Source organism: Streptomyces sp. C1-1, assembly GCF_050214755.1.
In the GTDB taxonomy this organism is placed as follows: domain Bacteria; phylum Actinomycetota; class Actinomycetes; order Streptomycetales; family Streptomycetaceae; genus Streptomyces.
On the sequence record NZ_CP189826.1, the window covers coordinates 6,631,373 to 6,653,510 of the forward strand.

Annotated in this window: 21 protein-coding genes; 17 read left to right on the forward strand and 4 right to left on the reverse strand. The window is 68.3% G+C overall.

Annotated features, from left to right (window positions below; genetic code table 11):
- Window positions 1-30: 30 nt before the first annotated feature.
- The 3 genes from ACQF4J_RS30215 (at window position 31) to ACQF4J_RS30225 (ending at window position 6,133) form a co-directional block, all read left to right on the forward strand.
- On the forward strand, window positions 31-1,227 hold the full coding sequence (locus ACQF4J_RS30215) for an ROK family protein (protein ID WP_351801758.1): 1,197 nt from the start codon (window positions 31-33) through the stop codon (window positions 1,225-1,227).
- Window positions 1,228-1,645: 418 nt separating this feature from the next.
- The gene (gene ppdK, locus ACQF4J_RS30220) at window positions 1,646-4,366 is read left to right on the forward strand and encodes a pyruvate, phosphate dikinase (RefSeq protein ID WP_351801756.1); all 2,721 of its coding nucleotides are present in this window, start codon (window positions 1,646-1,648) and stop codon (window positions 4,364-4,366) included.
- A 555-nt stretch (window positions 4,367-4,921) separates the two neighbouring features.
- Window positions 4,922-6,133, forward strand: coding sequence for a hypothetical protein (locus ACQF4J_RS30225; protein WP_427167216.1), 1,212 nt, complete (start codon window positions 4,922-4,924; stop codon window positions 6,131-6,133).
- Window positions 6,134-6,549: 416 nt separating this feature from the next.
- Here ACQF4J_RS30225 and ACQF4J_RS30230 read toward each other — a convergent pair whose 3' ends face one another.
- Complete coding sequence (locus ACQF4J_RS30230; RefSeq protein WP_427167218.1) at window positions 6,550-7,218, reverse strand: AAA family ATPase; 669 nt, start codon at window positions 7,216-7,218, stop codon at window positions 6,550-6,552.
- Window positions 7,218-7,973, reverse strand: a complete 756-nt coding sequence (locus ACQF4J_RS30235) for a GntR family transcriptional regulator (protein ID WP_427167219.1) — start codon at window positions 7,971-7,973, stop codon at window positions 7,218-7,220. The genes ACQF4J_RS30230 and ACQF4J_RS30235 overlap by 1 nt, the downstream gene beginning before the upstream one ends.
- A gap of 623 nt (window positions 7,974-8,596) precedes the next feature.
- Between ACQF4J_RS30235 and ACQF4J_RS30240 the strand changes: the two genes are divergently transcribed.
- From ACQF4J_RS30240 to ACQF4J_RS30305, 14 genes are all read left to right on the forward strand, one after another.
- Complete coding sequence (locus ACQF4J_RS30240) at window positions 8,597-8,980, forward strand: RapZ C-terminal domain-containing protein (protein WP_427167220.1); 384 nt, start codon at window positions 8,597-8,599, stop codon at window positions 8,978-8,980.
- A 40-nt stretch (window positions 8,981-9,020) separates the two neighbouring features.
- On the forward strand, window positions 9,021-9,221 hold the full coding sequence (locus tag ACQF4J_RS30245; RefSeq protein ID WP_427167221.1) for a hypothetical protein: 201 nt from the start codon (window positions 9,021-9,023) through the stop codon (window positions 9,219-9,221).
- Window positions 9,222-9,336: 115 nt separating this feature from the next.
- Complete coding sequence (locus ACQF4J_RS30250) at window positions 9,337-9,600, forward strand: DUF6284 family protein (RefSeq protein WP_427167222.1); 264 nt, start codon at window positions 9,337-9,339, stop codon at window positions 9,598-9,600.
- 32 nt (window positions 9,601-9,632) lie between these two features.
- Window positions 9,633-10,454: a protein spdB gene (locus ACQF4J_RS30255; RefSeq protein WP_427168642.1), complete on the forward strand. Its 822-nt coding sequence runs from the start codon at window positions 9,633-9,635 to the stop codon at window positions 10,452-10,454.
- Window positions 10,436-10,798: an RRQRL motif-containing zinc-binding protein gene (locus ACQF4J_RS30260; protein ID WP_427167223.1), complete on the forward strand. Its 363-nt coding sequence runs from the start codon at window positions 10,436-10,438 to the stop codon at window positions 10,796-10,798. The genes ACQF4J_RS30255 and ACQF4J_RS30260 overlap by 19 nt, the downstream gene beginning before the upstream one ends.
- Window positions 10,798-11,115 (forward strand): hypothetical protein, encoded by a 318-nt coding sequence (locus ACQF4J_RS30265; protein WP_427167224.1) that lies wholly within the window; start codon window positions 10,798-10,800, stop codon window positions 11,113-11,115. Before ACQF4J_RS30260 ends, ACQF4J_RS30265 begins: the two co-directional genes overlap by 1 nt.
- Window positions 11,116-11,217: 102 nt before the next feature.
- Window positions 11,218-13,347 carry an FtsK/SpoIIIE domain-containing protein gene (locus tag ACQF4J_RS30270; protein WP_427167225.1) on the forward strand — a complete coding sequence of 710 codons (2,130 nt, stop codon included), beginning with the start codon at window positions 11,218-11,220 and terminating at the stop codon, window positions 13,345-13,347.
- 203 nt (window positions 13,348-13,550) lie between these two features.
- Complete coding sequence (locus ACQF4J_RS30275) at window positions 13,551-14,042, forward strand: hypothetical protein (protein ID WP_427167227.1); 492 nt, start codon at window positions 13,551-13,553, stop codon at window positions 14,040-14,042.
- A gap of 164 nt (window positions 14,043-14,206) precedes the next feature.
- The gene (locus tag ACQF4J_RS30280; RefSeq protein ID WP_427167228.1) at window positions 14,207-15,010 is read left to right on the forward strand and encodes a DUF7221 family queuine tRNA-ribosyltransferase-like protein; all 804 of its coding nucleotides are present in this window, start codon (window positions 14,207-14,209) and stop codon (window positions 15,008-15,010) included.
- On the forward strand, window positions 15,007-15,843 hold the full coding sequence (locus tag ACQF4J_RS30285) for a bifunctional DNA primase/polymerase (RefSeq protein WP_427167229.1): 837 nt from the start codon (window positions 15,007-15,009) through the stop codon (window positions 15,841-15,843). The genes ACQF4J_RS30280 and ACQF4J_RS30285 overlap by 4 nt, the downstream gene beginning before the upstream one ends.
- Window positions 15,844-15,845: 2 nt before the next feature.
- Complete coding sequence (locus ACQF4J_RS30290; protein WP_427168643.1) at window positions 15,846-17,324, forward strand: ATP-binding protein; 1,479 nt, start codon at window positions 15,846-15,848, stop codon at window positions 17,322-17,324.
- A gap of 456 nt (window positions 17,325-17,780) precedes the next feature.
- On the forward strand, window positions 17,781-17,969 hold the full coding sequence (locus tag ACQF4J_RS30295) for a helix-turn-helix domain-containing protein (RefSeq protein ID WP_427167230.1): 189 nt from the start codon (window positions 17,781-17,783) through the stop codon (window positions 17,967-17,969).
- Window positions 17,970-17,999: 30 nt separating this feature from the next.
- The gene (locus ACQF4J_RS30300) at window positions 18,000-19,235 is read left to right on the forward strand and encodes a tyrosine-type recombinase/integrase (RefSeq protein ID WP_427167231.1); all 1,236 of its coding nucleotides are present in this window, start codon (window positions 18,000-18,002) and stop codon (window positions 19,233-19,235) included.
- Window positions 19,236-19,691: 456 nt separating this feature from the next.
- Window positions 19,692-20,618, forward strand: coding sequence for an oxidoreductase (locus ACQF4J_RS30305; RefSeq protein WP_351584117.1), 927 nt, complete (start codon window positions 19,692-19,694; stop codon window positions 20,616-20,618).
- Between the two features lie 42 nt (window positions 20,619-20,660).
- Here the strand turns inward: ACQF4J_RS30305 and ACQF4J_RS30310 are convergent, their stop codons facing one another.
- Together ACQF4J_RS30310 and ACQF4J_RS30315 are read right to left on the reverse strand one after the other, a co-directional pair.
- Complete coding sequence (locus ACQF4J_RS30310) at window positions 20,661-21,428, reverse strand: SDR family NAD(P)-dependent oxidoreductase (protein ID WP_427167232.1); 768 nt, start codon at window positions 21,426-21,428, stop codon at window positions 20,661-20,663.
- A 73-nt stretch (window positions 21,429-21,501) separates the two neighbouring features.
- A complete protein-coding gene (locus ACQF4J_RS30315) occupies window positions 21,502-22,086 on the reverse strand; it encodes a TetR/AcrR family transcriptional regulator (protein WP_351801748.1) in 585 nt (194 codons plus the stop codon).
- Window positions 22,087-22,138 lie beyond the last annotated feature (52 nt).

Consider the following 22,138-nt stretch of genomic DNA (forward strand, 5'->3'; position numbering starts at 1 on the left):
TGCAGGCTTGAGAAGCACAAGGGGGTGCGCATGACGGGACGTGGACAGGCACGCGCCGGCGATCTACTCGAACTGGTACGAAGCGGACGCGCGACCACGCGCGGAGCCCTCCAGCAGGTCACCGGACTGTCCCGCGCCACCGTCGGCCAGCGCCTCGACCGCCTCTTCCGCGCGGGCTGGCTGAGGGAGGGGGCGGGGGGCCCGGTCGACTCGCCGCTGGGCGGGCGGCCCTCGATCACCCTGGAGTTCGACGACGAGCACGCCGTCGTGCTGGCCGCCGACCTCGACACCCGGCACGCGCGCGCCGCCGTCCTGTCGTTGACCGGCGAGATCCTCGCCGAACGCTCCGGCGTCCTGCTGGTCGACGACGGCCCGGACGCCGTACTGGGCGAACTCGGCGGCTGGTTCGCCGAGTTGCTGGAGAAGGCCGGGAGGCCGGCGGCGTCGGCCTGCGGCATCGGGCTCGCCGTGCCGGGGCCCGTCGACAGCGAGACCGGCCGGGTCGTGCAGCCGCCGATGATGCCGGGCTGGGACGGCTACGACATAAGAGGGCGGCTGAGCAGGGCCTTCGGCGAGCGCACGGGCGCCGGGGCGGTTCCGGTGCTCGTCGACAACGACGCGAACCTCATGGCGTACGGCGAGCAGCGCACGGGATACCCCGACTGCTCGGCGTTCGTACTGGTGAAGGTGTCGACCGGCATCGGGGCGGGGGTCGTCGTCGGCGGGTCGATCTTCCGGGGCATCGACGGGGGTGCGGGCGACATCGGGCACATCCGGGTGGGCGCGGAGGCGCTGTGCCGGTGCGGGTCCTACGGGTGTCTCGCCGCCGTCGCCAGTGGCGGCGCCGTGGCGCGGCGGCTGGCGGAGGCGGGCGTCCCCGCGGCCTCGGGCTCGGACGTGCGGGACCTGCTGGCGGCCGGGCACCCGGAGGCCGTCGGGCTGGCGCGGGAGGCCGGGCGACGGGTGGGGGACGTACTGGCCACCGTCGTGACGCTGCTGAACCCCGGTGTGCTGATGATCGCGGGGGATCTGGCCGGAACACCCTTCCTCACGGGGGTGCGCGAGCTGCTGTACCAGCGGGCGCTGCCGCGCTCCACGGCCCATCTGGACGTCGTCACCTCGCGGCTCGGCGAGCGGGCCGGCCTGGTGGGGGCCGGGGCGCTGGTCGTGGAGTACCTGTACGCGCCGGAGCGGGCGGAGGAGCGGCTGTCGGCGATGGGCGTGTGACGTCCGTGTTTCGCGTTCCGGCGCAGGTCCGGGGGCGTCCGCATGGTGAAATCCGGGTCTCTGTGGCAGCGTGATTCTCGCCACCCTTGATAAGGGTTGCGCTCAGATGAGCGGATCTTGAGCGGCTGCACTTCCTCAAGGAGTGGCACTGGGTGCCACCGTTTGATCGTTCATCGAGCGAAAACAGGTGCGCGTGAGTGCTGCTCATGTGAGCGCAAAACCGCACCTGTGGGCGTGATTGCGTTCAAGAACTGAAAACATAAGCGGCTGGTTGCTTGCCGAGCTTTGACTTTCAATCCTCTGGCGGAGCGCTGGTTACGGGCACATGACGCACGCGTAGACGTACCCAGAAGCCTTCGATCTGGGTATGTTCCTGGCCGTCAGGGCAGCCACCGCGTCTTCGAGGGAGTCGAGACCCGTGTCGGAAAACAAAGAACCTCACGTAGCGAAGCTCGTTTACGACTTCACCGAGGGAAACAAGGATCTCAAGGACCTCCTCGGTGGCAAGGGCGCGAACCTCGCCGAGATGACCAACCTGGGACTCCCCGTTCCCCCGGGCTTCACCATCACGACGGAAGCCTGCAAGGTCTACCTCGACAGCGGCGAGGAGCCCGCGGCACTGCGTGACGAGGTGAGTGCGCACCTCGACGCCCTCGAGACCAAGATGGGCAAGAAGCTCGGCCAGCCCGACAACCCCCTGCTCGTCTCCGTCCGCTCCGGCGCCAAGTTCTCCATGCCCGGCATGATGGACACCGTCCTCAACATCGGGCTCTCCGACAAGTCCGTGAAGGGCCTCACCGACCAGGCCGGCGACGAGCGGTTCGCGTGGGACTCCTACCGCCGTCTCATCCAGATGTTCGGCAAGACCGTCCTCGGCGTCGACGGCGACCTCTTCGAGGAGGCGCTGGAGAAGGCCAAGGAGGCCAAGAAGGTCACGGTCGACACCGACCTCGAGGCCGCCGACCTCAAGAAGCTGGTCACCGCCTTCAAGAAGATCGTCAAGAAGGAGGCCGGCCGGGACTTCCCGCAGGACCCGCGCGAGCAGATGGACCTCGCCATCAAGGCGGTCTTCGACTCCTGGAACGGCGACCGGGCCAAGCTCTACCGCCGCCAGGAGCGCATCCCGCACGACCTCGGCACGGCCGTCAACGTCTGCTCCATGGTCTTCGGCAACCTCGGCCCCGACTCGGGCACCGGCGTCGCCTTCACCCGCGACCCCGCCAGCGGCCACCAGGGCGTCTACGGCGACTACCTGCAGAACGCCCAGGGCGAGGACGTCGTCGCCGGCATCCGCAACACCGTGCCGCTCGCGGAGCTGGAGCAGATCGACAAGAAGTCGTACGACCAGCTGATGCAGATCATGGAGACGCTGGAGAACCACTACAAGGATCTCTGCGACATCGAGTTCACCATCGAGCGCGGCCAGCTGTGGATGCTGCAGACGCGCGTCGGCAAGCGGACGGCCGGTGCCGCCTTCCGTATCGCCACGCAGCTCGTGGACCAGGGGCTCATCGACGAGGCCGAGGCGCTGCAGCGGGTGACGGGCGCCCAGCTCGCCCAGCTGATGTTCCCGCGCTTCGACGAGGAGGCGAAGGTCGAGCAGGTCGGCCGGGGCATCGCCGCCTCGCCGGGCGCGGCCGTCGGCAAGGCCGTCTTCGACTCGTACACCGCCGTGAAGTGGTCCAGGTCGGGCGAGAAGGTCATCCTCGTCCGCCGGGAGACCAACCCCGACGACCTCGACGGCATGATCGCGGCCGAGGGCATCCTGACCAGCCGTGGCGGCAAGACCTCGCACGCGGCCGTCGTCGCCCGTGGCATGGGCAAGACCTGTGTCTGCGGTGCCGAGGAGCTGGAGGTCGACACCAAGCGGCGCCGGATGACGGTCCCCGGCGGACACGTCGTCGAGGAGGGCGACGTCATCTCCATCGACGGCTCCAGCGGCAAGGTGTACCTCGGTGAGGTACCGGTCGTGCCGTCGCCGGTCGTGGAGTACTTCGAGGGCCGCATGCACGCCGGCGCCGACGACGCCGACGAACTGGTCGAGGCCGTGCACCGGATCATCGGGTACGCCGACCGGATGCGCCGCCTGCGGGTGCGCGCCAACGCCGACAACGCCGAGGACGCGCTGCGCGCCCGCCGCTTCGGCGCCCAGGGCATCGGCCTGTGCCGCACCGAGCACATGTTCCTCGGTGACCGGCGCGAGCTGGTCGAGCGGCTGATCCTGGCCGACACGGAGGCCGAGCGCGAGGAGTCCCTGAAGGAACTGCTCCCGCTGCAGAAGGCGGACTTCGTGGAGCTGTTCAAGGCGATGGACGGGCTGCCCGTCACCATCCGCCTGCTCGACCCGCCGCTGCACGAGTTCCTGCCCGACATCACCGAGCTGTCGGTGCGCGTCGCGCTCGCCGAGTCCCGTCAGGAGTCGCACGAGAACGACCTGCGCCTGCTGCAGGCGGTGCACCGGCTGCACGAGCAGAACCCGATGCTGGGTCTGCGCGGCGTACGCCTCGGTCTCGTCATCCCCGGCCTGTTCACCATGCAGGTCCGCGCCATCGCCGAGGCGGCGGCCGAGCGCAAGGCCGCCAAGGGCGACCCGCGCGCCGAGATCATGATCCCGCTGGTCGGCACCGTCCAGGAGCTGGAGATCGTCCGCGAGGAGGCCGACCAGGTCGTCGCCGAGGTCGAGGCCGCCACCGGCACGCAGCTCAAGCTCGCCATCGGCACGATGATCGAGCTGCCGCGGGCCGCGCTGACGGCGGGCCAGATCGCGGAGGCGGCGGAGTTCTTCTCCTTCGGCACGAACGACCTCACCCAGACGGTGTGGGGCTTCAGCCGGGACGACGTGGAGGCGAGCTTCTTCACCGCCTACCTGGAGAAGGGCATCTTCGGCGTCAGCCCCTTCGAGACGATCGACAGGGACGGCGTCGGCTCGCTGGTCAGCCTGGCCGCGAAGGCCGGCCGCGAGACCCGTCCCGACCTCAAGCTCGGCGTCTGCGGCGAGCACGGCGGCGACCCGGAGTCGGTCCACTTCTTCCACGAGGTGGGTCTCGACTACGTCTCCTGCTCGCCGTTCCGTATCCCGGTGGCGCGCCTGGAGGCGGGGCGCGCGGCCGTGCAGTCGGAGGGCAGCGACCACCGCTGACCCACCCGAACCCCGGAGCCGCCACCCGTCCCCGACCCTCAACACCGATGGGCGGCGGCTCCGGACCACGAAAGAGGGGGCGGCACCTTGTGCGGAGGTGCCGCCCTCCCGTGCATCATCTGCAGAGACCGTCAAGCTAAGCCGCTGACCAGGCCAGACGGGGTTTGCTGGCGTTGGTTGCCGTTGAGCCTGCCCGAAGCCGTTGTGCCCTCGTTGTGCCCTCCGGCCGCAGCCGGCCTTGTCACGCACCGTTACCGTTTACGCTCCAGTGGCTGGCAGAATTGCGCGGTTGCTCCTTGAGCCTGGCGTGGCCGCAGATAGTTGGTATCGGTAACCAGCCCTCCCGGTACGCCGCAGGAATCGCGTTCCAGGCGTGATAAGAGATCCTTCGTATTCACGAAAGTTGTTGTGCTTCATAATTGAATGAAGCACAATCCAGTCACTCTGTGAAACTGCCAATGGAGCGCGGGGGTTTCTGCTGGTCCGGGTGCGGAAGCTCTCAGGTGATGGAACAATGGCGGTAGAGGCCGCACCATCACTGAGGGGGCCAAAGTCATGGATCTCTCTGAAGTTGACAACCGTGCCGACTGGCGACAAGTCAGAGGTCTCTATCAGCAAATGTCCTCCCTGCTATCGAACTTTACGGGGCCAGACGAATTGCCTGACATTATGGCGGGTGCGCTTGCGCTACGGCTCGGTCGGGTTTTTGCCGCGTACGCCGGCAGGGAAGAGAAGTTTGGAGAGGACCTGCTGACGGTTATGTCCGATGTGGACGGAATACCCGGCGACATGCCGTCTAAGTTTCGAATCCTTTATGGTGATGAAAGGTTTAACGAACTCACTCCGTACAAGCCAGAAAATACAAAGAGGCGCCGCCCTAAGCCGTTCGAGGCGGCTATTGAAACGTGCCGCCGAATTCGCGACCTGAACTCCCTGAGGAGAGTTACGGCTGCTGCCCAAGTGTCGACGGCTGGAATTCTCGGAGGGTCAACGACGTATGGTCGATTCTATAACGTCAAGGGGTCCCCTAGTGTGGGATCTCCGGCTAGTGACCTGGACCTCTTGTTGATCGTCCCAGATTTCAAGGAAATTTCAACTCTATGTGAAGCCCTGAGAGAGGTATCTGCCCTCGATGCGGAATCCGTTGACCTATTCGCAAGGCGTGCCGAGGTCCACGGAATCCTCAGAAGCCAGACGCCGGGAGGCGAACTACTGTTTAGCCAGAAGATCCCCATTTGGAAGAATGCGACGGATACTTTCCTGGCGGAAACAGGTATCTGGGCACAATATGATGTGAGTATTCATATTGCGACGAACGATTTGTTCGACAGGGTAATCCTGGAGGACGTTCCACGCATTGAAGACGACCGGTGCGTCGAAATTTTCGACTATAGGGCCGAGCCTCCCATTCGGGAGTATGCCGCGCGAGGCTTTGATGGAATCGATAGCTTGCGACAGTCTTATGCCGTGGGTGTCGATCGAGGGCATTTGAGCCGGATGCAGGTATTTGATTCGAAGGATGAGCGGTTCAAGCCGGGCCTGCATCAGGGGCTTGTGATGCCGCAGTTTGAGATTCGGTGGGATGATGAACCCCTATCACTCAGGGTCCCAATTGCGAACTTTAAATGGAAGATTCTTGAGCGCTTGCGCGATGAGCGCGCTCGACGTTCATGGGAGGTGCAGCAGCTCAGTCTGTGCCATCCGAGATTCAGCATCTTCGCCCCGCACGTAAAACGAGAGGTCGACAGCTTCTCAGTGGAGACGTGACATCAGAGAACAACCCTATGTGTCAAGGAAGTCCCATTCACTTCCCAGGACCCATCGTAGTGCTGCCAGATTGCCGTTCTAGTAGCCGAACTCCCAGCCATCTGCCGGCAGCAGTTTCTCTGGGCCGTACTTTTTCTCTAGCCGTTCGCCTGCCTTTCTCGCGACATTCGCCCCGTCGGGGTTTTTGGCCAGGCCGAGCCACGTTCCGCGCATACCAGATGGGATCGAAGTATTCCTCTTCCGCCTGCAAGATATCGAGCAACGACCTGGTGTCTTCCTCGATAAGGAGTCCGTCTTGATAGTAGTGAGGGAGTGGGTCAGTGCGTAGCGAGTAAGGTCGGCGCAGTGACACTGGCGCCCGCTCCGTCGGGCAGCCGGTGGACCTGCAGAGGCCGAGAGGTGGTGGCGGTTCAGGATCAGGCTCCCATGGCTGAGATCACAGCCGCAGTGTCGCCCTCGAAAAGGAGGTGCGGCTCGTCTGCTTGAGGTGGGATGAACCGGGCCCGGTACCGCTGAAGATCGCTCTCTGAGAAGTAGATCGAGTTGGGGTCGTCCACGTGGAACTCGTTGCGCTTGCTGATCCTTGCCCAGAGTTCATCATGAGTGGCAGCGAGATAGACCAGCACCGGGGTGGCGCCTGCGCCCGTGGCGATGGCTCGCCACTTAGCCCGATCCTCCGGAGTCCAAAAGCCGTGGTCGACGACGACATCGCGGCCAGCCTTGAGCTGTTCCCTAAGTTCAACCGCTATGTCTTCGAGCACCGGCCGCTCAAGGGTGGGGAACGTTCCTCGCGGGAAGTCCACGCCGTAGACGCCATGTCGGCGGTACATCTCTTCATCCGGGCACAGACGGATGAACCCGCGGTCAGTTAGGGCGCGAGACAGGGTGGTCTTTCCGGAGCCGGGGAGTCCGGCCATCAGGACACAGAAGGGCGGGCGTGAGGGCATCGGTCTCGTCAAGGTCTGGGAGATGGCAGCCATCTCCTCTTCGGCTTCACGGGTGAGCAGGCCGTCACGGCGAGCGGCGAGCAGGGCGCCCATGCGGTCTTCGAGCACGCGCAGGAGCGTGTCATCCACGGCCGCCACTAGGAAACCTCCGATTCCGTCCGCCAGGTGCGACCAGGACCTCCGAGGTCGACGCCGTACTCCACGACATTCCCCTCCCTGTCGATGAACTTGGCTGTCATCACGACCACGGGTTCTGCTGGAGGGTTCTCGGAGTCCAGCTCTAGAAGCCGCGCATCCTCCGTCGTCAACAGACGCGCCGATGCGGAGTCGATCCGATGACTGATTGGGAGTCCGGTTGCCTCGGCAATGAGCTGGAGTGAGGTTCCGCCGGTCAGTCGCTCACTGTTCGCCAACTGGGGGATCAACTTCCCGTATCGAGGCGGAATCCAGGACGTACTGTGCGCAACGATGCCGTGCCGGTCTCGGTACACCCGCCGTCGGCGGATCACGTCGGAGTGAGGTTCGATGCCCAGGGCCTGAGCCACATCCGGGGGCGCGGGCACTACAGCAGCCTCGTGCGAGTCGGACCTTTCACCTGATCCCCAACTAGATCCGGTTCGGCGCCCTCGGTCCTGACGCTGAGATCCCGACGACATGGGAGCCGGTTGGTCTAGGACCTCGGTCCCGATTCCGTGGATTCCTCGAACCAGACCCTCGTTTCGCAGTTTGCGCAGGGCCTTTTCGGCGGTAGCGGTGCTGACGCTCCACTCCTCCGAGAGGTTCTTGATGCTCGGCAGCAGCGATCCCGGGGGTAGCTGGCCGGACGCGATCAGCTCCGCGTAGTGGGCGGCAATCTTCGCGTACGGCGCCCGATTGTCGGCCTGACCAGCCATTTCGCCAGCTCCTTCGTCTCTAGTTCCCTGCGGTTCCCTAGCTTACCGCTTGACACCGCAGGGAACCCTAGGGAACCTTAGGGATGTGCCCGGCGGGCGGAAACGGCCGCCGAGCACCGGACCTTGGTGTACCCGCAGCTCAAGGGGGCGTACCGGTCCGGAAGTGCCTATGTGCTCGGAGGAAAGCCCCCCAAGGGTGAGTACGAAGACAGCACCAGTTGGTTGAGAATTCAATAGAGATTCGGATTGACGGGGCTCAGCCCCGCCCCCGCAGCGGCCCGGGTGACGGCCGTCGGCGGCCACTTCGAGGCGGGCGAACCTGTCCCGTCCTACGTGCCAGCTCTGGAGAAACAGCCGTGGGGATCATCCCTTCCTTTCGGGAGGTCAGCCCCTCGACTGCCACCTGGTACGCGCCGCCCTGCTGGCGTCAGAGCAGTGATGATGACGCGCCCGATTCGTGGGCTCGGGATTGGTGCTTCTTGGCAACGAGGCACTGGTAAAGCCCCTGCACTTCTTCCTGGCTTCGCAGCCTCGATTGCTGCGGCCGGTTGCCTCCGCTGCTCGTCTCGTACGAGCAGCGCTGAGGGGAGCCGGAACACCCTCCATCTCCTGTAGGAGTCCTCATGTCTGCTGCTGTTGAGATCGTCTCGTTCGGCTACCTGCACGACGCGCCCCCGGCGGCGCATCTGATCATCGACCTGCGTCAGCACTTCCGTGACCCGCACGTCTCGCCGGAACTGCGCTACATGACCGCCGACGACGAGCTGGTCCGCACCGCCGTACTGAACACCCCGGGCATCACCGCCCTGGTGGAGGCCACCGCCACGGCCATGAACGCGTTCGCCTCCGGGCCCAGCGCGGGAGTGGTGACCGTGGCCGACGGGTGTGCCGGCGGGCGCCACCGCGCCCCGACCTTCGCACGCGCCTTGGCGGAACGGCTGACGGCTGCCGGGCACAGCGTCACCATCCGCCACCGCGACTTGGACAAGCCCGTCGTGCGGCGCTGACGGTCGCCCGCCTCGCCCGCCCACCACCCAGGGAGATTCGATGTTCCACAGCAAGCGCGAGGTTCAGGCCGACGTCGACCGTGGGCACCGGCTGATGGACTCCGTCGACAACGTCGCCCGCAGCGAGGCCGACTCCGGAGCCTCACGACAGAGCGACTTCACCAGGGTCGTCACCAGCGCCCTGTTCGGCCAGGGGCAGCACGACTACCCGCCCGCCGGTCACAGCTACCCCCGCTCCTGACCCACCGCCGCGCACCTGACGCGCGGTGTTTCCCCTTCAACGGCGCGCGGCCCCGGAGGTGCAACTCCGGGGCCGCTGTTCGGGCCGTTCACCTTGCGAGAGGAACCACGACCCAATGAACGACATCGTCACTGTTCAGGACGCTGTTACCGCGTTCGCCGACTTCATGGAGCCGACGAACGCGGAACTGGACGCCATCGAGCTGGAGTCTCCGCTGATCCTGGCGGAGGTCGACCTGTTGGACGCGCAGATCATCACCCTGGACCGCACGCCGACCGAGGTGGACGCCCGCCGCATCCGCCGGGCCCGTAACCGTGTGCTCGCCGCGCGGCGGGACCTGGTCAACCGCACCTCCGGCGCTACCGGGGGTGCGGCGTGAAGACGACCCGAACCGTGCTGCCCGCCGTCGCCATGACGGCGGTGTCGATGGTGCTGACCCTGGCCGTGGTCGTGATGTGGCTGGGCACGGCGATGCCGTGGCCGGTCGCCCTGGTCGTCGGACTGGGCATCGACGGCGGATGGCTGGCCACCCTCGCCTATGAACGCCGCCTGGCCGCGCAGGGCGACCACAGCAGTGCGGTAACCGCCGTCGGATGGTCCTTCGGCCTCCTCGCCTCCGGCGTCCTCATCGCGCACGCCCTGACCGCCGAAGCTTCGACCGGTGCGTGGCTGGCCGTGGCCTGGCTGCCGGTCGCCGCCAAGGCGCTGTGGCTGGTGCATGGCATGTGGGAGCGCACCGCGCTCACCCCCTCCGCCCTCGGAGCCATCCGGGGTATCCAGCAAGAGGCGCGCGACGAGGCGGCCGTGGCGCGGGCCCGGCTGCGGGCGGAAGCGGCCACGGAGGAGACGCGGCTGACGGCTGTGACGGCCGCCGGGGCCCGCGTCGCACGTGTGCAGGCCCGCACCGCCGACACCCTCGCCGGGGCCTGGTCGACGCTGGAAAAGGCCCGTGCTGGGGAGGGCACCGGCAGGGCACTGACCAGCGTGACGGCCCGCGTCACACCCGATGTCGCACCCCGTTGGGAGCTCCCCGTCTGGGGGCCGACCGAGCAGGTTCCCGCGCTGGACGCGGGGCCCGCGCTCGCGGACGCGGAACTTGACGCGCTGGTCGACTCCATCCGCCGCAGCCAGACCCCGGCCCTGTCCTACCGGGAGATGGCCGTCCGCTTCCGCGCGGCCGGTCACTCCGCCTCCGAGGTGCGCCTTAGGGCGGCGTGGAAGCGCGTCGCCTGACGGGAGCGCTGCCGGTCTACCGGTGGCGGCTGGCCCCCGACGGCTACGCCACCCGCCGACAACTCCGGTTGGCGGGTCTGCGCCCCGGTGGCCAGGGCGTGGCCGCGCAGCTTGAACGGCCGCGCCGCCGGGGCCCGCTGGTCGCCTACCTGTATCGCGTCGACCTGGCCCGCCCGGTCCGGCCCATGACGCCCGCCCGGCGGGCGGCCCTGGCCAAGGCCAACGCTGCCCGCCGCATCTGCCCCGCCTGCCGGCGTGATGCCGGATACGTCATCCCCGCCGCGCTCGGCACCTGCACGCCGTGCGCCTACCCCGACCCGGACCGCTCCGAAGGGAACACCTGATGAGCAACGCTGACATCCGCCGCCTGGACCGCGAGATCGAAAAGACCAGGAAGAAGCTGGAAGCCGTCCGGCGGGGTGAGTGGTGGCCGCTGAACGGCAGCGAGCGCCGCGCCATGGCCCGCGCCCTCGCCAGCGGCGCCTACCAGGTCACCCGGGGCCACAGCGCGGGCCGTGCCGAGGAGCGCATGGACACCACCGGCAACGCCGCTGAGATGCGGCTGAACGCCGAGTTGACCGCGCTGCACGGCGAGCGTCAGCGGCTCATCACCGAGGCCGCCCGCGCCAAGGCCGCAAGGAAGTCATCCGGTTGGTTCTGACCAGCCATCACGCCGGGGTGGCCGCTCTTTCCACGGACCCGGCCACCCCGGCTCACTCCCTCACCTCCCGCCCCCGAAGGGGCAGTCAGGAGCAGTTCCAGCATGTCCGAGAACGTCGTCCACCTCCACAAGCCCACCGACCCCCCGACCCCCGACGCCGCCCCCACCGTGCTCACCGTCGTCCCCGACGCGCCGCCCGCCCGGCCGGTGCCGCTGTGGGTTCGCTCCGGGCGCGCGGTGAAGACGGCCGTCACGCACGAGACGACCAAGGCCACCATCCGCGCGGCGGCCCGGCACTCCCTCTACACGTTCAACGGCGGGCGGATCGTGGCCCGCCGCACCTGGGACGGACGTACCGGGGCCCGGTACGAACGCATGATCCGCGCGGCGGAAGCCTCGGGGAACCTGGAGGCGGCAGAGGTATGGGAGGAGCGGTTGCAGCGCTTCCGGGCCGCCCGTCACCACCGCCGCATGGACCTGCTGCATTCGCCCGTGGAGGCCGCCAAGGGCGTCGGGGTGGGTGTCGGGATGGGCGTGAGTGTCCTGGTCGCCCTGGGCGTCGTGATGGCCATCAACACCGGCCACGTCGGCGACGTCATCACCCCCCTGTCGGCCACCATCGACTTCATCGCCCTGCTGATTCGGATCGTGCAGATCGTGTGGGGCCCGGCCCTCACCATCGGTCCCCTCCTGGCGCTGCTCGCGCTGTGGTCGGTCGGCTGCAAACAACACGCCGCCCCCGCCTGGGCCCTGCCCGCCAACGTCCGCTCCTCCGAGGGTGAGCCGATCACCCCGTCCATCGTGGTCAAGGCCCTGCGCGACCTCGGCATCGCCCCGCTGAAGAACGCCATCAAGGAGATGGGCGATGCCGGCGCGTCCATGCTCGGGCCGATCCGGATCGCCGGATGCGGTGTCGAGGTCGACGTCACCCTGCCCTCCGGGGTGGCCACGAACGAGGTGCAGAACAAGCGGCGCAAGCTCGCCGAGAACCTGACCCGGCACGAACACGAGGTGTTCATCACCATCCCCGAAGCGGCCCGCACGGTGCGGCTGTGGATCGCCGACTCGGGCGCGTTGGACGAGCCGATCGGCCCCTCGCCGCTGGTCACGGACGAGACCATGACCGCCAACTACAAGACCGGCAAGGCCCCGTGGGGACAGGACCTGCGCGGCGACGCCGCCACGATCAGCCTGTACCAGCGGCACCTCCTCGTCACGGGCCTGTCCAACCAGGGCAAGACCGCCGCCCTGCGCGCCCTCGCGCTGTGGCTCGCCCTCGACAGGTCGGTGCAGTTCTGGATCGCCGACCTTAAGGGCATCGGCGACTGGGCCATGTTCGACGGCATCGCCCAGGTCCTCATCGAGGGCCCCTCCGACGACCACGTCATCCAGGCCACCGAGATGGTCGAGGACGCGGTGGAGGAGATGAACCGGCGGATCGAGGACCGCCGCCGCGACCCGAGCATCGTGTTCGAACCGCTGATCGTGGTGGTGGACGAGGCGCAGTTGGCGTTCATGTGCCCGGTCATCGGCGACGACAAGCGGCCGTACGGCGGGTCCAAGGCCACCTCTCGGTACTTCATGGCGGTCCGCAAGATTCACAACCAGGGTCGCGCGGTCGACGTGCTGATGTGGCAGGGCACGCAGGACCCCACCGACCAGAACCTTCCCAAGCTGGTCCGTGAGGGCGCGCACACCCGCGCCTCGCTCGTGCTGGGCACCGAGTCGCAGGCCCGGATGGCGTTGGGCGACAAGGCCGTCGACGGCGGCGCCGCCCCGCACCTGCTGCGCCAGGGCCTGGACAAGGGCACCCTCGTGGTCGCCTCCGACGGCATCACCATCCCCGCCGGACAGGCGTCCATCACAGTGCGGACCCACTTCATCGACGACGAACCGGCCGCCGAGATCGCCGACCGCGCCAAGGCCCTGCGCGACGGCGTCGCCACCCTCCGCGTAGTCGACCAGGGCGAGGAGCGCGACGCGCTCGCCGACGTCGCCGCCGTCCTCGGCGACGCCCCGCGTCTGCGGACCAACGAGGTCCTCAAGCGGCTGCACGCGCTGGACGCCAAGGCCTACGGCGACCAGTGGACCAACGACCGGCTCAAGCGGCTGCTTGAGGAGCACGGCGAGGAGCCGAAGAAGTCCCACGGGGTCATGGTCATCCACCGCGATCACGTCCTGCGGGCCCTCGTCAACCGCGACGAGAACGGGTCCGTTTCCGCCGCCGAATAGCGGGGAGGAACACCCGTCCGCACCGGGGAGGCGGGGAGAACTCCCCAACCCCCTCCCCGGACCGCCTCCCCCACCTTGATCAGCGAAAACACTGCTTCGGGGAGGCGGGGAGGCACCCCAGCTCAGCCCCCGAAACCCCCTCCACAGCGCACCCCGAAGGGGGTGCCTCCGCCTCCCCGAACACGCTTCGGAAGGGATTCCGCATGTACCCCGACCAGACCCCCACCGCGAGCCTGCCGGACCTCGCGATGAGCGACGCCGAGGTCGCCGCCGAGGCCCGGCGGATCATCGCCGACGCCTACCGGCCCACCGCCGAGACCCCGACCGCCTACCGCGACGACACCCCAGTGCCCGCCTACGGCAACACCCCGCCCGTCACCCAGCCCGGACGGCCGCCCATGAGTCAGGGCGCCACCGACGCGAGCGTGCTCATGCTCGCCGGAGCCACCGCGACCACCATGGTCGGCGGCACGGCCGCGGTGCTGATGTACGTGTCACAGTTCGCCGACCCGCTCGTGTGTGGCCTCGTCTTCGGCGCCCCCACCGCGCTCGTGCTCGCGCTCGCCCGGCTGGTCAAGCGGGCCCAGCCCGCCCCGGACGTCCACCACCACTACACCGGGCCCGTCCACCACGACCAACGCACCGTCCACACGCGCACCACCGGCGTGTGGGCCAAGAGCACCACCCACCAGTAGCAACGCCAAGGGCGGCCCCCTCATCTCGCCAAAGATCCGGGGCCGCCCTTGTCCAGCCAGAACCCGTCTCGGAACTGGAGACCTCCAGCATGACCCAACCCACCGATACCCGACGAGCCTTACCGCAGCCTTCCGCCGCTTCGCGCCTGGGAGCTCCGGGAGCGATGCGTTTCTACCTGACCACCCACAAACGGCACTGGGTCAAGCTCACCGAGGTGCCGCTGTTCTTGAAGTCCGAGCACTTCGCCGCGGCCGCCGAGCTCTACCCCGCGCTTGGCCCGTACGCGGTCGACTCCGGTGGCTTCTCGGAACTCAAGGACAAGGGAACCTGGACGCGCACCCCCCGCCAGTACGTCGCTGACCTGCGCCGCATCTGGGAACACGTCGGCCCCTATGACTGGGCTGCGCCGCAGGACTGGATGTGCGAGGACGCGATCATTGAGGGCGGCTGGTTCGGTGGCCTGTACTTCGTCGGCACCCATCTCAGCGTGGAAGAACACCAGCGCCGTACCGTCGCCAACTTCCTCGAACTGCGCTCCCTCGCCCCGGACCTGCGCATCGCCCCCGTCATCCAAGGCAACACCGTGCCGGCCTACGAGCGGTGCGTGGAGCTCTACGAGAGGGCCGGTGTTGACCTGCGGGTCGAACCCGTGGTCGGGCTGGGGTCGGTGTGCCGGTTGCAGTCCACCCGCCAGGGCGCCGCGATCGTCACAGCCATGGCCGCGCACGGCTTCAACCTGCATGGCTTCGGCTTCAAGATCCTGGGTCTGGAACGGGTCGGGCATCTGCTGGCGTCTGCGGACTCCGCGGCCTGGAGCGCCCACGCCCGGCGCCGACCTGCGCTGTCCGGCCACACGCACAAGAACTGCGCCAACTGCATCGACTACGCCCTGGGCTGGCGCGAGCGCGTCATCCGTGCCATCCCCAGCCAGCACCAGTTGTTGCTGACCGACCGGAGTGCAGCATGAACGCACTGGACATCGCCCTGAACCTGGCCGCGAGCGGCATTCCGCCCCTGCCCCTGCGGGCGGGGAAGGTACCGTTCGGCAACTGCCCGGCCTGCGCCAGCAACGCCTGCGGTGGCCGACCGAACATGAAAGTCCCCGGCCCCTGCGCCTGCCCGGCGCCCTGCCACGGCTGGGCCGCCGCCACCACCGACCCCTACGTCCTCACCTCCCGGCCGTGGGAGCGGGCATGGCGCGAGGCGGCGACGGTGGCGTATCACCCCGGTGGCGCTGGACTGACGGTCGTTGACCTTGACGATCCGGACGCCATTGCGTGGGCCCATGCGAGCCTGCCGGCCACCCGGATCGTGCCCACCACCCGGGGTGAGCACTGGATCTACCGGGGCGTCATGCCCTCCGCCAATGCCGTACGACCCGGCATCGACATCAAATCACTTATGGCTTACGCCCGTTGGCTCGGACACGGCACGGCCGCCACGGCCCCTCTCCCGGCCGTGGTGCGGACGCTGTCTGTAAAGCAGTCTCCGCCCGTTCCCAGGGCGCCACAGGCGCCCGCAGCGCCGCTGAGGGGGTGTGAGGGCGAGTGCCGACACCGCACGCCCACGTACCTGGAACGCGGTATCGCCATGGCTGAGCAGCAGATCACGCAGGCCCGCAGCGCGGTGCACGCCACCGTCTACCGCACGTTCCTCGCGGTGCTGTCTACGCACGGCCGGTGCGGCTGCCTCACCGACGCCCACGTCGCCCGGCTGTTCACGGCCGCGCAGAGCAAGGGCGAGACCACCCGGCACTGCATGGACGCGTGGACCAACGCCCGCACCACGTTGGGACTGTGATCGTGGCCGACGACGACAAGAACCCCGCCCGCGAAGTCATCACCGACTACGCGCAATCCCACTTCCGCTACTTCCGCACCGCCGACGGCACCGTGTACGCGCAGCGCAATGGCCACCCCGTGGCCCGTCCGATCCGTTCCCAGGGCACCACAGGCAGCCACCGGCAGGAACTCATGGTCGGACTGTTCAGGGACGGCATCGGGGTGTTCAACGGCACCGCCATGAAGGAGGCGTTGGATTTGATCGAAGCCCTCGCGCTCACCGAAGACGTACAGCCCGTGCACATCCGCGTCGCCCCCGGATACGACGGGGCCACCTGGCTGGACCTGGGCCGCGACGACGGAAAGTCCGTCCGCATCCACCCCACCGGCTGGGACATCCGCACCCCGGACCCGCGGGAAGTCTGCTGGCGGCGGACCCAGCTCACCGGGGAACTGCCCCTGCCCGTCAAAGACACCAACGGCAAGGGCATCGACCTGCTGATGCGGCTGTGCAACTTCGCCACCGCTGAGACCGAGTGCCTGGCTATTGCCTGGCTCATCGGCTGCCTGGGCCCGAACGTGCCCGTCCCGGCCCCGTTCCTCACCGGCCCGCAGGGCGCCGGCAAGTCCACCGGCGGGCGCATGCTCGTGCGGATCATCGAGGGCATGAGCGGGGACCTGCGCCGCGCCCCGAAGGATGAGGAGAACCTGACCACGGCGGTGGCCGCCGGATGGGTCACCGCCCTGGACAACCTCTCCCACATGACCCCGGACCTCTCCGACGCAATGTGCCGCATCGTCACCGGTGCCGAGGACGTCAAACGCGCCCTGTTCACCGACGGGGACGTCTTCCGCATCGGCTACCGCCGCCCCCTGCTCCTGACCGGCATCGACGTCGGCGTCATCCGCCCCGACCTCGCCGAACGGCTCCTGCCGCTCCGCCTGGAACGTCCCCGGGTGCGGCGCACCGAGGCGGAACTGTGGTCCGACTTCGCCGAGGTGCTGCCCGTCATCCTCGGCTCTCTCCTCGACCTCACCGTGCAGGTGCGGGCAGCGCAGGCGGACATCCCCACCGACCTGCGCATGGCCGACTTCGCGCACCTGTGCGCGCAACTCGACGCGGCCACCGGTCTGGGAGCTCTCGCCGCCTACCGGGCCAGCCTGGATGACCTCAACGACGACGTCATCGAGGGCGACCTGTTGGCACAGACCGTGCTCAAGCACGCCGCCGGCATGGACCCGGGCACCGAGCAGCGGATGACGTCCGCCGAATGGCTGCACAGCCTCACCGCCCTCTACACGGGCGAGGACTTCCGTCCCTTGCCCAAAGGGTGGCCGACCACCGGCAAGGTGCTCTCGGACCGCCTTAAGCGCCTCCAGCCCACCCTTGCCGCTCGGGGCGTCCTCATCGACTGGGGACGCACCAACACATCCCGCTACATCGAAATCGCGCGGCCGTCCGCCGCACCGCCCTCGCCCGAGCAGGAAGCGGCCTTCTGACCGCGCGGCGCTTTCTCGCCCTCAAAAGCAAGAGGAGCACCCGGCCCCGCGTGCTCCTCTTGCTGTTTGGCGGCGGCGCCGCCCTGCGATGGTCGCGCCGCGAAGCGGCCCCTTCTTCACGCTCTGAGCCGCGCACCACAACAGAAACCACCCCCTTCTTTGTCCGAAGTAGGAAGACGCTGCGTCACCTGCGTCACCCGGACCCCGAAAACGGCCGGTGACCTGCCGAAAGACAGGTGACGCAGACAGCCAATTACTGCGTCACCCCGCGTCACCTGCGTCACCCGATGACCAGGTCTGTGTCACCCGTGACACACCCCCAGGGCCCTGCGTCACCCCGAAACCGCAGGTCAGAGCCGTGAATGACGCAGGTGACGCAGGTGACGCAGAAATCCACACCTCGGACAGACGCGAGCCTTTCCCTCCCGCGACACCGGACTTCCCAGGAAGGACGTCATGAAGAGGTACCTGACGACTGCTGAAGTCGCCGAGCGCTACCGCACGTCGCCCGCAACGGTCCGCTACTGGCGCTATGCGGGGACCGGCCCCCAGTGCTTCATCCGGCGCGGTCGACATGTTCTGTATGACGCCGCCGCACTCGACAAGTACGACGCCGAAGAGATTGGAGCTCGATGCGCAGCATGACCCGGGACGGCGACAAGGGGAGGGGAGCCGATGGCTGACGTTTATGACCGCTGGCACCGCTCACGCCCACCAGCCGACGCCGAGCCGTGCGAAGCGCACAGCACCAAAACGACGACTGTGTACCCGAGCGCAGAGCATGGAGTCGGCAAGCGCTGGCAGGTGCGCTACCGGGATCTGTCCGGCAAGCAGTGCAAGGAGAACTTCGACAAGAGGACAGCAGCGGACTCCCGGGCCGCCAAGGTCAAGGCTGAACTCGACGGCGGCACGTTCGTGACCCGGGAGCTTGGCAAGCAGAAGTTCAGGGACGTTGCTGAGCGCTGGCGAGAGACGGCCGTCCATCGGGAGCGGACCGAGACGAACGTGGAGCGGGCTCTACGGCTGCACATCTACCCGACATTCGGTAACAGGGAGATCGGCAGTATCCGGCGGGCAGACGGCCAGAAGTGGATCAAAGATCGGTCCTCGGTCATCGCACCGTCGACATTCGCGACACCTTGGAACGTCTGCACCAGCATCCTGAAGATGGCCCATCAGGAGGGCATCATCCCGAAGTACCCGTGGGAGGGGCTGAAGCCGCCCGAGGTGTTCTATCCGGAGATTCACCCGCTCGACCCGGAGGCGGTGAGGGCGCTGATTGCCACTGCCTCCCCGCGGTACCGGGCCCTGGTGCGGCATGCCGCATCGACCGGGCTTCGCCAGGGTGAGCTGTTCGGCCTGGAGGACGAGGAGCCAGCCGAAACCGTCAGGGTCAATCAGCAGCTGATCGGCCCCGACAAGGGAGTGCCGTACCTGGGTGAGCCGAAGACCAGGCAGAGCTACAGAACGGTGCCTCAGGGGCAGTCAGTCGTGGACGCGCTCGAACTTCATCGGAAGGAGTTCCCACCCAAGATCGTGCACATCGAGGACCGAACGAACCCGCGTAGGCCCGTGTGGCGCCCCGCTCGGCTGCTCTACACCAGCGAAACGGGTGGGGCCATCCGGCGGGGGAGCTGGGCAAAGGTCTGGGCTCGCAACGTCAAGCGGGCGAACGCTTACATGGCGAAGTCGGGCAGCAAGGTACGCGTCCCTGAAGGGGCCACGCTTCACGACCTGCGCCACTTCTACGCCTCCGTGCTGATCAGAAACGGGGCGACGCCGAAGCAGGTTCAGATGCGCCTCGGTCACGCGAAGCCATCGATCACGCTCAACGTCTACACGCACCTGTGGGAGGCGGAGGCGGATCGGACGGCCGGCATGATGGAGGCCGTACTGAGGGATGTGCCCTGACAGTGCCCTGAGGGCAAGGGGATCGGCTGACTTCCCAGGTGGGGGAGTCAGCCGAACACCTTGTGCGGAGGTGCCGCCCCTTCGGGGTGGTCTGCGGGGACTGTCACGTGGGGTCACAGGCGGAGATGGGCCCATGCTCACGCGAGCCTCCCAAGCGCCGGCCTCCCAGCCGGAATCGGCGGCCCCGGCGGCAGCGCGTCAGGCTGCCTCACTGGTCCACCTGAACACGGTGGTCGACCAGTGGAGCCACTGGACCCCCGACCGGCACAACGAGTCGCACGCCGGCACGTGGTACGCGGGCCAGAGCTACTTCTACTGCCAGGGCGCTATGAGGTCACAGCGGCACCGACGAGCGACTTGAAGGGTTGGTGCCGCTCCTTCGGGCCGGTGGCGATCGGTTCTCCTAGGCTGGGTGTGGACAGGCAGCGCTCGCTCACCCCCGAGAGGAGTTCGGTCATGCGTGGCTGGACCGCCGACGACGTTCCCGACCGGACCGGGCGTATCGCCGTGGTCACCGGTGCCAACAGCGGGATCGGGTTCGTCACCGCGTTGGAGCTCGCGCGCAAGGGGGCTCGGGTGGTGCTCGCGTGCCGCAGTGAGGTGCGGGGGAACGCGGCGGTCGACCGGATCGTCGCCGAGGTCCCGGACGCCGTCGCCGAGTGCGCGCGGCTCGACCTCGGGGACCTGCGCTCGGTAAGGGACTTCGCGGACCGTTTCCCGTACGACCACCTCGACCTGCTCGTCAACAACGCCGGGGTGATGGCGCTGCCGTACGGGACGACGGCGGACGGCTTCGAGACGCAGTTCGGGGTCAACCACCTCGGGCACTTCGCCCTGACCGGCCTGCTGCTGCCCACCCTCCTCGCCACGTCCGGCGCCCGCGTCGTGACCGTCTCCAGCGAGATGCACGCGATGGCCAACATCGACATCGACGATCTCAACAGCGAGCGCCGCTACCGGCGTTGGATCGCCTACGCCCGCTCCAAGACGGCCAACCTGCTCTTCACCCACGAGCTTGCGCGGCGGCTGGCGGCACACGGCGCGGACGTGGTGGCCGCGGCCGCGCATCCCGGTTACGCCTCGACCAACCTGCAGACCGGCGGCCCCCGCATGGAGGGGCGCCGGCTGGTCGGCCGACTGGTGGAGCTCGGCAACCGCGTCCTCGCCCAGTCGGCGGAGGCCGGCGCCCTGCCCGTCCTGTACGCGGCGACGGCGCCCGATGTGCGTCCCGACTCGTTCACTGGACCGTCGTTCATGATGTGGCGCGGGGCGCCTGCCCCGTCGTGGCGGGCTCCGTGGACGCTCAACGACCGTGCCGGCGCGAGGCTTTGGGAGGCTTCGGAGCGGCTGACCGACGTGTCGTACGACGCGTTGAAGGCCTGAAGGCCTGAAGGCCTGAGGGCCCGGCCCCCGGCGGACGACCGCTCAGAGTGAGCCGCCGCTGTCCACGACCAAATCCGTGCCCACCACCGAGGCCGCGTCGTCGGAGGCCAGGTACAGGACGGCGGCCGCGATCTCCCGCGTGGTGGAGATGCGGCTCAACGGCAGCGTGGCCGCGGCCCGTTCGGTGCGCTCGGACTCCGTCTCGCCCGGCCGCAGCGACATGGGGGTGTCGGTGGCGCCGGGGCTGACGACGTTGATGCGGACGCCGTCGCCGATGTGGTCCCGGGCCGCGCCCCGGCTCAGCGCCGTCACCGCGGCCTTGGTGGCGGAGTAGGCGGCGGCCCCGGCGGGGCTGGTGTGGACCCCGAAGGTGGAGGAGACGTTGACGATCGCGCCGCCGGACGGCTGGGCGCGCATCTGCCGCACCTGTGCCCGCAGCGCCAGGAACACGCCGGTGACGTTGACGTCGAGCTGGGTCCGCCAGTCCTCCTCGGACAGCTCGGCCAGGGGGGCGCCGCCCCGGAAGACGCCCGCGTTGTTGACGGCCACGTCCAGGGAGCCGAAGGTCTCGACGACGGCCCGGACCGCGGTAGCCGCCTCCGCGTCGCGGGAGACGTCGGCTTGTACGGCGAGTCCCTTGCCGCCCGACCGCTCGATCAGGGCGACCGTCTCGTCGAGTGGTTCGCGGCGTCGGCCGGCCACGACCACGTACGCGCCCTCCGCGGCGAACGCGAGCGCGACGGCCCGGCCGATGCCCGACCCCCCACCCGTGACGAGAGCGGTCCTCCCTGCGAAACGGGCTCTGGTCATGATCTCCCCTTTTTCTTGACCGATCGGTTCAGTATGAGAGCAAAAGAAACGCCCCTCGCTGAGGAGGGGCGGCTCAGTCCAGCAGCGCCAGCGCCTGTTCCGCCGCGTCCCGCACGCGGGCCGGGTCGGCGGACGCCTTGCCGACCACGCGCAGGCCCTGCAGCAGCACCAGCAGCATGCGGGCGAGGGTGAGTGGGTCGCGGCCGGCGGGCAGCTCGCCCTGGGCCCGGGCGCGCAGCAGGGCCGAGTGCAGCACGGTCTCCAGCTGGTCCCAGTTGCGCTCGACCCGCCGGGCGGCGGCCGGGTCGTGCGGGGCGAGTTCGGACGCCGTGTTGGTGACCAGGCAGCCGTTCAGGCGCAGCCGTTCGTCGGCGGCCTCGGTGGCGTAACGCCGTACGACGGCCCGTACGGCGGGCAGGGCCGGGCCCGGCCGGGACAGCTCCCGCAGGATCGGCGTCAGGCCCGCCCGGTCGTAGCGCTCCAGCGCCTTCAGGTACAGCTCGTGCTTGCTGCCGAAGGTCGCGTAGATGCTGGCGCGGCCGATGCCCAGGCGGTCCACCAGGTCGGACATCGACGTCGCCTCGTAGCCGCGCTGCCAGAACAGCTCCAGGGCTGCCTGCAGCGCGGCCTCCGGATCGAACTCCTTGGTCCTGGCCACGTGTCGCAGCCTATTGAGAACGAGAACGATCGGTCAAGAAAGTGGCTTACGA

Coding starts and splice junctions, on each gene's coding strand:
- ACQF4J_RS30240 (WP_427167220.1), top strand. CDS start 8,597: ATGTCTGCTGCTGTTGAGATCGTCTCGTTCGGCTACCTGCACGACGCG.
- ACQF4J_RS30270 (WP_427167225.1), top strand. CDS start 11,218: ATGTCCGAGAACGTCGTCCACCTCCACAAGCCCACCGACCCCCCGACC.
- ACQF4J_RS30305 (WP_351584117.1), top strand. CDS start 19,692: ATGCGTGGCTGGACCGCCGACGACGTTCCCGACCGGACCGGGCGTATC.
- ACQF4J_RS30280 (WP_427167228.1), top strand. CDS start 14,207: ATGCGTTTCTACCTGACCACCCACAAACGGCACTGGGTCAAGCTCACC.
- ACQF4J_RS30245 (WP_427167221.1), top strand. CDS start 9,021: ATGTTCCACAGCAAGCGCGAGGTTCAGGCCGACGTCGACCGTGGGCAC.
- ACQF4J_RS30295 (WP_427167230.1), top strand. CDS start 17,781: ATGAAGAGGTACCTGACGACTGCTGAAGTCGCCGAGCGCTACCGCACG.
- ACQF4J_RS30235 (WP_427167219.1), bottom strand. CDS start 7,973: ATGGCTGGTCAGGCCGACAATCGGGCGCCGTACGCGAAGATTGCCGCC.
- ACQF4J_RS30265 (WP_427167224.1), top strand. CDS start 10,798: ATGAGCAACGCTGACATCCGCCGCCTGGACCGCGAGATCGAAAAGACC.
- ACQF4J_RS30225 (WP_427167216.1), top strand. CDS start 4,922: ATGGATCTCTCTGAAGTTGACAACCGTGCCGACTGGCGACAAGTCAGA.
- ACQF4J_RS30310 (WP_427167232.1), bottom strand. CDS start 21,428: ATGACCAGAGCCCGTTTCGCAGGGAGGACCGCTCTCGTCACGGGTGGG.
- ACQF4J_RS30275 (WP_427167227.1), top strand. CDS start 13,551: ATGTACCCCGACCAGACCCCCACCGCGAGCCTGCCGGACCTCGCGATG.
- ACQF4J_RS30255 (WP_427168642.1), top strand. CDS start 9,633: ATGACGGCGGTGTCGATGGTGCTGACCCTGGCCGTGGTCGTGATGTGG.
- ACQF4J_RS30285 (WP_427167229.1), top strand. CDS start 15,007: ATGAACGCACTGGACATCGCCCTGAACCTGGCCGCGAGCGGCATTCCG.
- ACQF4J_RS30250 (WP_427167222.1), top strand. CDS start 9,337: ATGAACGACATCGTCACTGTTCAGGACGCTGTTACCGCGTTCGCCGAC.
- ACQF4J_RS30215 (WP_351801758.1), top strand. CDS start 31: ATGACGGGACGTGGACAGGCACGCGCCGGCGATCTACTCGAACTGGTA.
- ACQF4J_RS30300 (WP_427167231.1), top strand. CDS start 18,000: ATGGCTGACGTTTATGACCGCTGGCACCGCTCACGCCCACCAGCCGAC.